This window comes from Streptoverticillium reticulum (genome assembly GCF_047456005.1).
GTDB classification, from domain to species: Bacteria; Actinomycetota; Actinomycetes; order Streptomycetales; family Streptomycetaceae; genus Streptomyces; species Streptomyces reticulum.
Map to the genome: position 1 here is coordinate 7,312,408 of NZ_CP179755.1, position 12,367 is coordinate 7,324,774.

General features: G+C 68.4%; 15 protein-coding genes. 7 read left to right on the plus strand and 8 right to left on the minus strand.

The window, feature by feature from the left end:
• Nucleotides 1–13 precede the first annotated feature (13 nt).
• From ACMATS_RS33330 to ACMATS_RS33340, 3 genes are all read right to left on the minus strand, one after another.
• The gene (locus tag ACMATS_RS33330; protein ID WP_414170021.1) at nt 14–157 is read right to left on the minus strand and encodes a hypothetical protein; all 144 of its coding nucleotides are present in this window, start codon (nt 155–157) and stop codon (nt 14–16) included.
• Between the two features lie 85 nt (nt 158–242).
• The gene (locus ACMATS_RS33335; RefSeq protein WP_414170022.1) at nt 243–530 is read right to left on the minus strand and encodes a hypothetical protein; all 288 of its coding nucleotides are present in this window, start codon (nt 528–530) and stop codon (nt 243–245) included.
• A gap of 23 nt (nt 531–553) precedes the next feature.
• The gene (locus tag ACMATS_RS33340) at nt 554–757 is read right to left on the minus strand and encodes a hypothetical protein (RefSeq protein WP_391153145.1); all 204 of its coding nucleotides are present in this window, start codon (nt 755–757) and stop codon (nt 554–556) included.
• Between the two features lie 130 nt (nt 758–887).
• On the opposite strand from ACMATS_RS33340, the gene ACMATS_RS33345 reads away from it, so the two are divergent.
• Both ACMATS_RS33345 and ACMATS_RS33350 read left to right on the plus strand, forming a co-directional pair.
• A complete protein-coding gene (locus tag ACMATS_RS33345) occupies nt 888–2,240 on the plus strand; it encodes a transcriptional regulator (RefSeq protein WP_414170841.1) in 1,353 nt (450 codons plus the stop codon).
• A 98-nt stretch (nt 2,241–2,338) separates the two neighbouring features.
• Nucleotides 2,339–2,878, plus strand: coding sequence for a GNAT family N-acetyltransferase (locus ACMATS_RS33350; RefSeq protein ID WP_414170842.1), 540 nt, complete (start codon nt 2,339–2,341; stop codon nt 2,876–2,878).
• Here the strand turns inward: ACMATS_RS33350 and ACMATS_RS33355 are convergent.
• Entirely contained in the window at nt 2,809–3,150 is a 342-nt protein-coding gene (locus tag ACMATS_RS33355; RefSeq protein ID WP_414170023.1) for a cupin domain-containing protein, read from the minus strand. The genes ACMATS_RS33350 and ACMATS_RS33355 overlap by 70 nt on opposite strands.
• Before the next feature lie 138 nt (nt 3,151–3,288).
• On the opposite strand from ACMATS_RS33355, the gene ACMATS_RS33360 reads away from it, so the two are divergent.
• Together ACMATS_RS33360 and ACMATS_RS33365 are read left to right on the plus strand one after the other, a co-directional pair.
• On the plus strand, nt 3,289–3,609 hold the full coding sequence (locus ACMATS_RS33360) for a hypothetical protein (protein WP_414170024.1): 321 nt from the start codon (nt 3,289–3,291) through the stop codon (nt 3,607–3,609).
• Nucleotides 3,610–3,741: 132 nt separating this feature from the next.
• On the plus strand, nt 3,742–4,650 hold the full coding sequence (locus ACMATS_RS33365) for a terpene synthase family protein (RefSeq protein ID WP_414170025.1): 909 nt from the start codon (nt 3,742–3,744) through the stop codon (nt 4,648–4,650).
• 313 nt (nt 4,651–4,963) lie between these two features.
• Here the strand turns inward: ACMATS_RS33365 and ACMATS_RS33370 are convergent, their stop codons facing one another.
• Nucleotides 4,964–5,413: an RICIN domain-containing protein gene (locus ACMATS_RS33370; RefSeq protein ID WP_414170026.1), complete on the minus strand. Its 450-nt coding sequence runs from the start codon at nt 5,411–5,413 to the stop codon at nt 4,964–4,966.
• 176 nt (nt 5,414–5,589) lie between these two features.
• Between ACMATS_RS33370 and ACMATS_RS33375 the strand changes: the two genes are divergently transcribed.
• Complete coding sequence (locus tag ACMATS_RS33375; protein WP_414170027.1) at nt 5,590–6,507, plus strand: endo-beta-N-acetylglucosaminidase H; 918 nt, start codon at nt 5,590–5,592, stop codon at nt 6,505–6,507.
• Here ACMATS_RS33375 and ACMATS_RS33380 read toward each other — a convergent pair.
• Nucleotides 6,495–7,157: a TetR/AcrR family transcriptional regulator gene (locus ACMATS_RS33380; RefSeq protein ID WP_414170028.1), complete on the minus strand. Its 663-nt coding sequence runs from the start codon at nt 7,155–7,157 to the stop codon at nt 6,495–6,497. The two genes, ACMATS_RS33375 and ACMATS_RS33380, sit on opposite strands and share 13 nt — an antisense overlap.
• 270 nt (nt 7,158–7,427) lie before the next feature.
• Between ACMATS_RS33380 and ACMATS_RS33385 the strand changes: the two genes are divergently transcribed.
• Nucleotides 7,428–7,571, plus strand: coding sequence for a hypothetical protein (locus ACMATS_RS33385; RefSeq protein WP_414170029.1), 144 nt, complete (start codon nt 7,428–7,430; stop codon nt 7,569–7,571).
• A gap of 16 nt (nt 7,572–7,587) precedes the next feature.
• Here ACMATS_RS33385 and ACMATS_RS33390 read toward each other — a convergent pair whose 3' ends face one another.
• Entirely contained in the window at nt 7,588–8,922 is a 1,335-nt protein-coding gene (locus ACMATS_RS33390; protein WP_414170843.1) for a phosphatase PAP2 family protein, read from the minus strand.
• Nucleotides 8,923–9,082: 160 nt separating this feature from the next.
• Here ACMATS_RS33390 and ACMATS_RS33395 point away from each other — a divergent pair, with 160 nt between their 5' ends.
• Nucleotides 9,083–10,120, plus strand: a complete 1,038-nt coding sequence (locus ACMATS_RS33395; RefSeq protein ID WP_414170030.1) for a TolB family protein — start codon at nt 9,083–9,085, stop codon at nt 10,118–10,120.
• On the opposite strand, the gene ACMATS_RS33400 is transcribed toward ACMATS_RS33395, so the two are convergent.
• On the minus strand, nt 10,117–12,267 hold the full coding sequence (locus ACMATS_RS33400) for a hypothetical protein (RefSeq protein ID WP_414170031.1): 2,151 nt from the start codon (nt 12,265–12,267) through the stop codon (nt 10,117–10,119). The genes ACMATS_RS33395 and ACMATS_RS33400 overlap by 4 nt on opposite strands.
• Between the last annotated feature and the right edge of the window lie 100 nt (nt 12,268–12,367).

Consider the following 12,367-nt stretch of genomic DNA (forward strand, 5'->3'; position numbering starts at 1 on the left):
TCACCTGCGTCGCCTACTCACCCGTTGCGGGGCCGGAGCCGTCAGAGGTGTTGCCGCCCTCGTCCGAACCGCCGCCACCGTGCTTGGCACCACTGTTGCTGTCGTCCTGCTGACTTCCGCCCTGCCCGTCGCCGGAACCTCCGTCGTGCCTTCCCATGGTTCGCTCCCTCGTAGTGGGGTTGATGGACTGTGCTACCCGCCCGGCCGTCTTCGCCTCACGGGGCGTGCGACCGGGTGGGGGTTCAGTGGGCCGCGCGCTCGGGCTGCGGCTCCTCGTCTGGTCGTCCCGGAAGCGGCGGAACTTCCTGCTGCCCCTTGTTCAGCTCCTGGCGGCTCACAAGGGCCACGTCCTCGAAGGTCCGGGCGAACGTGCGGTGACCCTGCCCCTCTTTGCCCGTGTGGGCCATCATTTCCTTGTCTGCCGCTTCCAGGTCCGATGTGGGGACCAACATCCACCCGCAAGCGTCGTTGAGGCAGCAGGCCGTCACGGTGACCTCGCTCTTCGGGTGCGTACGGATGACGTGCTTCACGTACCTGGTCACGCTTCGGGTGCTCACGTCTTCCGCCCACCCACCGGGGTGCCCAGGACCGCTGCCTTCTTCAACTCGTCCTCCGTGGCCTCACGCAGCTCGTCCGGTGGGCAGTCCCATTCCCTTCCGCCGCCGACTGGCCGTAGCTGTACGTACGGGCCCTCGCTGCCCATGCGCTCCCCGAGCTTGTTGGTTCGGGTGTCCACCGCGTACCGACCGCTGCTCATCTCGTCAGCCTTCGCGTTTGCTTCCTGCTGCATGTACAGCCAACATCTGAAGCCCCTCAGCGGGTAGCTTCCGGAGTGGTGGTGAACCGTGGTGAACCCGCCACACCTGTCGATCTTTTGGACGGTCGCAGTGAAAAATTCGAACGCGAAGCTCGCCGACTGGATCGGTCGTTCGGGGTGGTCGAACGGTGAACTCGCTCGCCAGGTTCGATCCCGCGCGGCAGAGTGGGGGCACCCCCACGTCTCCTCCGACACCTCGAGCGTCCGGCGCTGGGTGACCCTCGGCGAGGTGCCCCGGCACCCCGTGCCGGCCATCCTCGCCGACCTCTTCTCGGCGCGCTTCGGATACCGGGTCACGACCTACGACCTCGGCCTGGGCGAGTCGCCGGACATTGACCGGGCGCTCGTCTACAGCCCATCGTGGGCCGTGACGGTCGAAGCTGTCACAGAGCTAGGGAGAGCGGACGTGGACAGGCGGAGTTTCCTCGCGGGGGCACCCTTCGCGGCGGTCGCAGCAGTAGGGCCGTCCCGTGACTGGCTCCTCAACACCCTTGACCAGCAGTCCGATCCCGGTCGGCAAGTCCGGCTCGAAGACGTGACGGCCGTCAAGAACATGTTCGGCGCGTTCCAGGAGATGGACATCTTCCAGGGAGGCGGGAGTGGCCGGCTCGCGCTCGCGGCCTACATGAATCAGCACGTGTACCCGTTGCTGCGCCGGACCCACACCGAGGAAGTGCGGCATGCGTTGTGCTCTGCCGCTGCTGAGCAGACCTATCTGCTCGGCTGGATGGCCTTCGACTCAGGCGAACACGGCACAGCACAGCGGTACTTGATCCAGGCGCTCCGTCTCGCCGAGGAGTCCGAGGACCCGGCGCTCGGCGCGCACGTGCTTGCGGGTATGGCGGATCAGGCGACGCTGCTCGGCCACCCCGATGAGGGGAAGCGCCTCGCCCAAGCCGGTCGCCAGGGGCTCACGCGCACTTGCTCCCCTGCCTGCCTCGCCGACCTGTGGACACTCGAAGCCAGGGCTCACGCCGTTCTCGGCGACAAGAAGGCCACCGTGCATGCCATCAACCAGGCAGAACAGAGCTTCGCCGAGGTGGACGCGGCCAATGAACCAGAGTGGGCCAAGTTCATCGACCCCGCATACCTCCGCGGCGAGTGGGCCAACGCCTTCCGGGACATCGATCAGCCGGACCATGCCGAGGAACACGCCCGCGCGTCGATCGTGCACGCCCGCAAGCAGAACCGGGCCCGCCGCGGAGCCATGTCCCAAGCCGCCCTCGCCGTCACCCACTTGCAGCGCCGCGACCTCGAAGCCGCCCACGCGGCGGGAGTCCGCACGCTCGACCTCGCCCGCCGGGTGAAGTCGTCCCGCAGCGTGGAAGCCGTACAGGATCTGCAGCGGCGCATGATCCCCTTCGGCAAGCACCCGCTCGTGGCCGACTTCACCGAGCGGGTCCGGATCCTCCAGGCTGCCTAGCGTTCACCGTGCCACTGGCAAGGCGAGTTCCTGCCTCCTGGTATCGGGCCGCTCCGGCCCCCCGCACCGCCGCGCATGAAGGGACCGATCCCTTGGCCGTGCTCCTGCGCTGCTATAACCGCACCCACGCCACCGAACTGCGCACGCTGCTGCTCGATGTGCACGACGACTGCTATGCGAGGCCCGGCCGCGACGAGTTCACCAGCCGGGAGCGGTTCGCCACCTTCGTCGACCGGTGGTCGCAGATGCAGGGATGGGCCTGCATCGTTGCCTATGACGGCGACCAGGCAGTGGGCTTCGCCTACGGTGCCCCGCTCCCCGCGGGCTCACGGTGGTGGTCCAAGGCCGAGGGGCTCGACGACCCCGTGTTCACCTGGGAAGACGGCCATCGCACGTTCGCCGTCTCCGAAGTCATGGTCCGCCCCCGGTGGCGCAAGACCGGAGCCGCCGCCCGCCTCCACCAGGAGCTGCTCACCGGCCGCCCCGAAGAACGCGCCACCCTGCTCGTCGACAGTGCACACCCCAAAGTCCAGGCGCTGTACGAATCCTGGGGGTATCGGGCTGTTGGTCAGACACAGCCCTTCGACGACGCACCGTTCATGACCGTCATGGTCCGCCCCCTTGGCGCAGCTCGATGACGCCAACGTGAGCCGCTGCCAGGACCTGTCCGCGGACAGGTCGTTACTGGGCCCAGGGCGGCGGGAAGGTCGCGTCGCCGACCGTCGCCTTCATGCCGGCCGAGGTCACCCGCCGTGATCGTCGCCGGATTCTGCGGGCAGGCGCTACGGATCCGCAGGGCGGCGTGGGCGGGGACGATGATGGCGTCGCCCGGCCCGGCGAGCACCTCCTCCCCGGCGACGTCGGCCGATACCTGTCCGGCGGTGACGACGAAGACCTCTTCGCGGTCCATGTGGTGCGTCCCGATCTGCGCACCCGGCACCAAATCCAGGGCTCAGATGGCCAGTTCGGTGCTGTCGCGGGAGGGAACGGCAAGCGGACGGAAGGTGAAGCCGTCGCGGTCGAAGACCGGTGTATCGCTTACCGCGCAATGACCGACCGCTTCCATGCGCGCCTGGCCGAACTCGACCGCGAACCGCTACGCCCCGCACACGGCTACACCTTCCGCTACCTCGCCACCCACCCCGGTGCCACCACCGTCGACCTCGCCGCCCACCTGCTCACCCTCACCGAACGAGGCCACGACTACGTACGCCTCGCCGACCGGCTGCGGACAGAGGTCGAACAGGAGCTGGCCGACGTCACCGGCCCCGACCGCCTCGCCGCCGTCGACCAGGACCTGCGCGCCTACATCGACCTCGTCTACGGCGTCTACGGCGATCGGCCCATCCACTTCCGTCCGGTGTGGTGAGGGCTGTTCGGGGCGGGAAGTGTCCTGAACATGGGATCCCTTCCGCAACCGCAGTTCCACATGCCATTCCAGTCCCGCCTCAACCCTCACGTTGACGAGGCCCGGGCCCATGTCAAGGAATGGGCCCGGCAGATGGGCATGTTCGATGAGGAGTACTTGGAGTGGCCGCAGAGGTGGAGCGAGGAGAAGTTCGATCAGGCCGACTTCCCGCTGTTCATCGCCTTGACCCACCCGGACGCCGACGCGCGCGAGTTGGACCTGGTCACTGCTTGGCATGTCGCTCTGTGGTTCGTCGACGATCTGTTCCTGCCGCTCTACCGGCGTGACCACGACCAGGAGTCGGCTGCAGCTCAGGTGGAACGGCTGATGCTGTTCCTGCCGTTGGACGGACTGCCGCGGCCGTTGAGCCCGGGCAATCCCGTGGAGCGGGCCTTCGCCGGTCTGTGGACCGGCACGGCCGCCACCATGAGCCCGGTCTGGCGCGACCGGTTCATCAGCAGCGTGCGGCGCTTCCTGGACGGGGTGCTGTGGGAGCTCGAGCACGTCGACCGTGCCGTGACCGACCTGATCGAGTATCTGGGGGCCCGCCGCGACTTCGGCGGTCTGCAGTTCACCGCCGTGCTCATGGAACACGCGATGGGCGAGCTCCCTCCGAACGTGCTTCGCAGCCGGGAGTTCCGCACCGCCGTGGACGCGTTCGTGGATGCCGTCAGCCTGCACAACGACATCGTGTCCTACGACCGGGAGGTCGAAGAGGGCACCGTGAGCAACAACGGCGTGGAGGTTGCCCACTGTGCCCTCGAGGTGAATCGGCGTGATGCTGCTGCGGTCGTCAATGCTCTGCTGACCGCCAGGGTCGACACTCTGGCCGGGGCCCCGGCGGCCGTTCCGTCCGGGGGAGTACGGTTCGTCGAGTCGCTGCAAGAGGCGCTGGCAGGTTCGTACCTGTGGCACGAGCTGACCGGCCGCTTCGACCGGGGAACGGCCGGAACCCTTGGGAAGCCCCGCGGGCTGGGCACATCCGCGGCATATGTCTTTTAGGGGCGTTCCGAGGCTCCCCGCGCTCTGCAGGACTGATCGGATAGCGCAGTGCTCTGTGCCGGCGGCGCTCAGCGCGTCCAGGGGGTCCAGGCGCCGGAGTCCAGACGGACCCGGGACCACTTGTTGTTGTCCGTGCCGGTGCGGACGCACCGGGGCCAATCGACGGCCGGGGCCGCACCGCAGTTGCCGCAGGGCGGGCCGCCGACTGGACGGATCGCACAGCCTCCGCAGACAACGGTGCTTCTTCAGTGGTGCACCGACGATGCCCGGCGGCGCCAGTGGGCCGCCGGGCATCGTCAGCTTCGGTCGAGCGTCACATGCGCTTCCAGTTCTGGTCGTCACCGCCGGTGCAGTCCTGTACGTACACCGACGAGCCATCGGTACCCACGCACTTTCCGGTGGCGATGTTCGTCAACTGGTACGGGTTGGCGCCGTTGAGCATCCAGTTCTGATGGCCGCTGCCGCAGTCCTGCGGGAGCACCGAAGGACCCTTGATGCCGAGGCACTTGTTGGTGGCAGCGTTGCGCAGCTGGACCGAGCTCGTGCCGGTGGCCACCCAGCGCTGGTTGTAGCTGGTGCTGTTGCAGTCTTGCGGGTACACCGAATTTCCGTCGGTCTCCAGACACTTGCCGGTGCCGACGTTCTGGTACTGGTACATCCCGGGGATGGGCGAGGGGGTGCCGGCACTGGCAGACGGTGCAAACGCGGTGAGGGCAGCGGTGGCAGCCGCGGCTCCGGCCACCAGCAGGGAGCGGTGTCTCATCCATGTCTCCTGGTCAGAAGTGTCAGAGAGGGAACGGCGCTCACAGCGTGGCGATCGAACGTTTCCATCAGTAGTACCGAACCAGCCACCTGCGCACCGGGTTTACGTCTGGGGCCGGTGTGGGCAGGCGTCGGTACGAATGTTCTCTGGACGTCCAATCGACGGGAGATCGGTCCATGACCTCAACGCCTGGCCGAGGCAGAACGCGGACTGCTGTGCTTGCGCTTCTGGCCGCAGCGGCACTCCTGGCCGGTGCGACGGCAACCACCCCCGCAGCGGCAGCGCCCCCCAAGAAGAAGGGGCCGACCTCGGTGGCCTATATCGAGGTGAACAGCAACAGCATGCTCAACGTCGGCAAGTACACGCTGGCCAAGGGGGGTGGCAACGTCTTCGACGTCGCAGTCGTCTTCGCCGCCAACATCAACTATGACACCGCCAAGAAGTCGGCCTACCTGTACTTCAACGAGAACGTCCAGCGCGTCCTCGACAACGCGGCGACACAGATCCGGCCTCTGCAGGCCAAGGGCATCAAGGTCATGCTGTCGGTGCTCGGCAACCACCAAGGTGCCGGCTTCGCCAACTTCCCGTCCAAGGCCACAGCGTCAGCGTTCGCCAAGCAGTTGTCCGGTGCCGTCGGCAAGTACGGCCTGGACGGCATCGACTTCGACGACGAGTACGCCGAGTACGGGAAGAACGGCACGGGCCAGCCCAACGACAGCTCCTTCGTCCACCTGGTCTCCGCATTGCGTGACTACATGCCCCACAAGCTCATCTCCCTGTACGACATCGGTCCGTCGGCGGAGAGGCTGTCCTACGGCGGCGTGGACATCTCGTCGAAGTTCACCTACGCCTGGAACCCGTGGTACGGGCAGTGGACGGTTCCGGGCATCTCGCTGCCCAAGTCGCGCCTGTCACCGGCAGCCGTCGAGGTCGGCGCTACGCCCACGAGCACGGCGGCCGACTTTGCCAGGCGAACCAAGAGTGAAGGTTATGGCGTGTATCTCACCTACAACCTGGACGGTTCCGACCAGCACGCCTACATCTCCGGCTTCACCAGGGAGCTGTACGGCAGCGACGCCGTCTACACCCCTTGAGGATTCGGCGACAGGCCCTGCAGTTCCTCAGTGATCAGCAGATCGGGGTCGAATGCCATTCCGGTGAAGTGGCCGGCGAGTTCGAGCGACAGCACACCGTGCAGGCGGGTCCAGAAGGACAGGGCGCGGTGCAGTGTTGCGGCTGTCGCCGGATGGTCGTCGGCCCACTCGCGGTGGTTCTCCAGGTGGGCGTCGAAGGGCGTCGCCGGGCCGTCCGCTGACGGCGCACCGCAGGCTTCGAGCAGCACCGTCATGACCTCGGACGCGATCGCGGTGATGTCGTCGGGTGCGTGGTAGCCGGGGACGGGTGTCCCGTAGATCAGGAAGTACCGCTGCGGGTCGCTGCGGGCCCATTCCCGGATGACGCCGGCCAGCCCGGACAGGTCGTCGGTGCCGGATTCGAATGCCGTCCGGACGGTGTCGGCGAGGCTTCGGTAGGCGTCGCGGATGAGCGCTGTGATCAACTCGTCGCGGCCGGCGAAGTACCGGTACAGGGCGGGACCGCTCATGCCCATCTGCTTGGCGATCGCGTTGAGCGACAGCGCGGACACCCCCGCCGTGGCGATCTGCTCCCACGCATGCTCTTTGATCTCCGCGCGCACCTGAGTCCGGTAGCGCTCCCGCGGGCTCTGCCCACCCGGGTCCGTCATCAGCTGCCCCTTCCCGGCCGGTGTGACACCACCGGAGTCTAGCTAGAGGGTCTCGCCTTTCCTGTTGATGCTCACGGCGAGGCGTTATGCCTTCTAACTACAGGGAGGGCCACTAACGTCCGGCCCGGCCCGGCCCCGCCCCCCGCCACCCTCGTCATCACCTCCTCCGTCCACCAGGTCCGGCACAACCGGTGCATCCGCTGGAGCGGCCCCGCCATCGGCGACGGGCTGCGCATCGACCGGGGCGTCCCCGTCTGGAGCTTCACCGAGGTGAAGGGCGGCGTCCTCGTCCGTACCGAAGAGAGCTGGACCGGCAAGCAGATCGAGGCCGACCCGGCCACCTCGATCACTTACCTCGCGCCAGGTCTCGACGCCTGGCTCGCCGACCTCAAGACCGCCGCCGAAAGGGCCTGAGTTCGGGTGCCATGGCTCACACCGGTTCGGGTTGCGGTTCCGATTCCGGTTGCCGCGCCGGTGCGGGTTTCGGGTCCCACAGGTTGGTGGTCCGTACGTATCCGTAAATCACCGAGGCCAATGCCAGAAGGAGAAGCGGTCCGAACACCCACGGATTCCTGCCCATTTCCATCGGCAGATAGCGATACGCCGCCAACAGTGCAGCGAAAACCGTTGTGCCGTAAGCAACCAGCCGGATTCCCGACCGGTCCCAGCCGCGGTCGAACGAGCGCATGGCCGCCTCGATCGTGAGCGCGAACACCGCGCCGGCAACGAGATCCACGCCGTAGTGGTAGCCGAATCCCAGCGTTGCGGTGAGCGTGGCAATCAGCCAGAACGTTCCTGCGTAGCGCAGCGTCCGTGGGCCCTTGCGGGTATGGATGAAGATCGCGGTGGCCCACGCCGTGTGCAGGCTGGGCATGCAGTTGCGCGGGGTGATCGCGTCGTATGGCACCGGGTGCGGAACGGCGATCGGTGGCGGCGTGTGCGGCCACAGGTCGGCCACCGCCCATTGCACGCCGCCGGTGCCGGAGGCGCCCGGGCCGTAGGCGAAGACCGGTCCGACCACCGGGAAGATCATGTAGATGGCCGGCCCGAGAAGGCCGATCACCAGGAAGGTGCGCACCAGGTGATGGCGCGGGAAGCGGCGCTCGGCCGCCACGTTGCGCAGCTGGTACGCCGCGACGACGACCGCGGCCACCGCCAGCTGGGCGTAGACCGTGTGGACAACATGGATGCCGACCGGGCCGGTGGCGTTGAGGAGCCGGCCGACCAGCCACGACGGGTTGCCCAGCGCGTGATCGGCGGCAGCCAGGTACGGGTCGAGCACCGTCGGGTGGGCCTTCGACGTGATGAGCAGCCAGACGTCGCCGGTCTTGCGGCCGGCCACCAGCAGCAGCCCCAGCCCGACGCCCTTCAGCAGCAGGGCGCGTTCCCGGCCGGTGCGGCGCGTGACGGCGATCACCGCACAGCCCAGCATCACCCACAATGCGCCGTTGCCGAAGAAGTGCCCCTCGGGCACCTCGGCGCCGATCGCCCACCGCATCAGCACGAAGACGATGTCGATGCCGACCGCGGCACCGGCCGCGATGAACCGTTGCCGCCAGGTGAGCACCACCATCGTCAACGCCAGACCGCCGTACAGCGGCCCCGGTTTGGGGGCGAACACCACCTCACGGACCTGCTCGGTGATCGGCCCCCGCAGGCCGTAGTGACGCGCGACGATTTCCAGCGTGATGAGGAATCCGAGGGTCACCGCACCCGCTGCGGTCCACAGGATCGCCCGTGGCCGGGACCACGCGCCGAATTCAATGCTGCTGCTTATTCGCGAAGGCAATTGTTTGGCCGATTTGTTAGACGTTGGGTACAGGTCGAGAGTCCGATCATGCCATCCCGGTGGTGCGGGTGGTTTCGCCGGTCATGGGTGGGACGCCCCCCTGTCTCCCCGAGGTTGACTCGACTACCGTCACCCCGTGCGCTTACGCCTCCTCGCTGCCGCCGCCGTCATCGCGCTCCTCCTGACCGCCTGCGGCGGGGGAGGCGGCGGGAGCCCCGCCCCCGACGACGAGAACCGCGCCGACGGAGCCCGCATCCTCTACCGCGCCACCGGCCGCACCAGTGCCCAGAACCCCGCCTTCTCCCCGGACGGCAAGTCCGTCCTCTTCACCCTCTTCCGCGACGGGTACAACGAGGGCGCCGCCGCCCTCCGCGTCGTCCCGCTCGGCAGCGAGCAGGAGCGCGAGCATGAGTACAAGTACGAGCAGCAACACCCCCGCACCCTCCTCTCCGAACCCGACAAGGCCGCCGTGAACCTGCCCGGTTCCAGCTGGCACCCCCGGTCCGGTGTCGCCTTCGCGTCCGACCGGTCCGGGCAGGACGAGGTCTGGATCATGGAGCCCGGCGGCAAGCCGACCCGTGTCACCCGGCACCGCGGCGACACCGGCTACCTTGAGCCCAGCTTCTCGCCCGACGGGCAGTGGATCGTCTTTCAGGAGAGCGTCGAGAACGAGCACCCCGACGGCTCGGAGCTCGGCTCGCTCTGGAAGGTGCGCCGCGACGGCTCCGGCACCACCCGGCTGATCGACGGGCCCGGGACCCGTACGGACAACCGGCAGCCCAACTGGTCGCCGGCCGGTGACCGGCTGGTCTTCCAGCGCCGCGAGGCGGGCAGCGAGGCCTGGGCGCTGTACGTCGTGAACGCGGACGGGAGCGGGCTGCGCAGGCTCACCACGATGCCCGGTGAGCACACCGACCCCAGCTGGTCGCCGGACGGCCGGTCTGTGGTGTTCTCCTCCACCTCCGGCGGGCTCGACCTGCCGCAGATCTTCGTGATCCCGGCAAGCGGCGGGCGGCCCACCCGCGTCACCAGGAGCGGCAACACCTATGACGGCGCCCCCAGTTGGTCGCCCGACGGGCGATGGATCGCCTTCGAGTCGCACCCGGGGGGCGAGGACAGGCCGTCCTCCCTGTGGCGTGTCCCCGCCCCGCACCGACCCATCGGACAGACCTAACCCGTCGTGACCGTCAGCAGCGCATACTGCGCCACCGTCAGCGTGACCGACACCGTGTTGCCCGTCACCTGCCAGGGCACCGGCTGCGGCGCCGGTGAACTTCCGTCCGGCGTGCTCACGGTGGCCGCCAGCACCCGCTTGCCCGCCGGGAGCGGCAGCCCGACCGTGCACGTGGCCGGCACGGTGCGGAAGGCCGCCGGACTGTCGTCGAAGCAGGTGAAGTTGACCAGTTGGACGATCGTGTCGTCGCCGAGGCGGCCGAGCTCCAGGTGGATCCGGTCGTCTCCGGTCAGCGTCACCGCCGACGGTACGGCCGCGCGCACCGGGGCGAGCAGCCGGTCCGCGACCGCCCGGTCCGTCCTGCCCAGGTAGCTGCGGCCGAGCAGGTCCTTGACGTACCAGCACGTGCCCGAGCCGAAGCGGTTCTGCCGGCTGTCCGGCAGCGGGTCGGCCTTACCGAAGCCGAGCACGTCGGCCAGCGCGTACTCCCCGCGCACAGTGCCCAGTTCGTCGAGCCCCGTGGGCACCGGGCCCGTGATCACGACGGTGCCGCCGCCCGCCACGAAGCCGCGCAGCACCCCGGCCTCGGCGTCCGAGACGGCCTGGAGGTTCGGCAGCATCAGCACGCGGAGCCCGGCGAGGTCGTCGGCGGTGAGCCCCGGGCTGGGCACGGTGCTGAACGGGATGTGCGCGAACACCAGCGACTTGACCGTGCCGCGGAACTCGCCCAGCCACTCCTGCTCGACGCAGCTCTCCTGCGCGGTGCCGGTCGCCCACCAGTCCTTGACCCCGGACGGCGTCTTGGTGTTGACGTACATGCCGGTGCCGGCGGCGGGGCTGACGAAGTCGCGCGAGGCCGAGGAGTGGTAGACGCCGACGACGGCCGACGAGGTGGCGTTGTAGAGCTTCTCCTGGTTGGCGGCGACGAACGCGTACATCCGGGTGCGCATCGCCTTGTCGGTGGTGTCGTTCTTGAACGGGCTCTTGACCTCGTACGGGTTGCAGCCCGCGGCCAGCAGCTCGGCCATCACCAGCGAGGCGTCGTCGGCCTTCCAGCCGTAGGAGAACGCCCAGGCCGGTTTGGTGCCGCTGGCGGCCCGCGCGTACTTGTACATGGAGATCAGGCACGTCCAGTCGGACGCGGTGGAGTGGCGCATCCCGTCGTAGTTGCCGAGAATGTCCACCTCCCACACGTGGCTGACGCCCTCCGCCTTGCGCAGGTAGGCGCCGTCGAGGCCGACCAGGGTGGCGTACTGGTAGTCCATGCTCACCGTCTCGACGAAGGTGAGCACATCGGGGTTGGCCGAGCGCCCGGCGGCGGCGATGTCGAGCTGCCACTGCAGCAGATTGCGGTGCCGCCACTCCACGTAGCGGCGGAAGGGGAGATTGCCGAAGTCGGCCTTCTTCGGCAGGTCGAGGCCCGTGTCCGCCTTGAACGCCGTCGCCGCCCAGGGCGAGGCGTCGCACCAGCTCAGTGCGCCGTCGAAGTAGATGGGGACGTCCGGCCAGATCGCGTCGACGCCGGTGGCGGCCAGCGCCTTGATCCGGCCCAAGTAGAAGTCGTGCCACGGAGAGTTGGGGCTCACCCAGCAGCTCTCGTCGCCCGGGTCCACCCACACCACCAGGCTGCCGTAGAAGACGTTGGGCTTGCCGTCGGGGGAGAGCTGGACCCACGACTTGCCCTGGTCGGTCTTGTAGAAGGACGGGCCGTTCTCGCCGCCTGTGCTGATCACTTCCAGGGACGGGTAGTACATGACCACCCGGATGCCGACGGCGTGCGCGAGCTGCACGAAGCTCGTCACCTTGCCCATGTGGGTGGTGAAGGCGTCGTCGGTGATCCAGTTCGACAGGATCGTGTCGAGCTCGATCACGCTGACGTTCTGCGCCTTGAGGGCGTTGATCACGGGCTGCATGTCGTGGGCGGGGTCGGCGTCCTCGTCGAAGGTGCCGTCGGCCAGCCGGGCGAATCTGCTCCAGTCCGGAAAGGCCCCCGTCCGCACCGCCGGTCCCGCCCAGGCCGCCCGGTCCAGCGGCAGCGAGGCCGGCACCGGGCCGTGCAGGCCCGGCAGCATCCGGCCCGCCCAGGCGGCCCCGCCCGCCCCCAGCCCCGCCCGTAACAGCCCTCTTCGGCTCAGTCTTCGGTTCACGTCCACGACGTCCCCTCCCCGATCCCGCGAAGATCCTGCGGAGCAGCGATGCTGCAAGGGAATCTGCCGGGAGCACGGGCTTCCGGCAAGACCGCCGCCA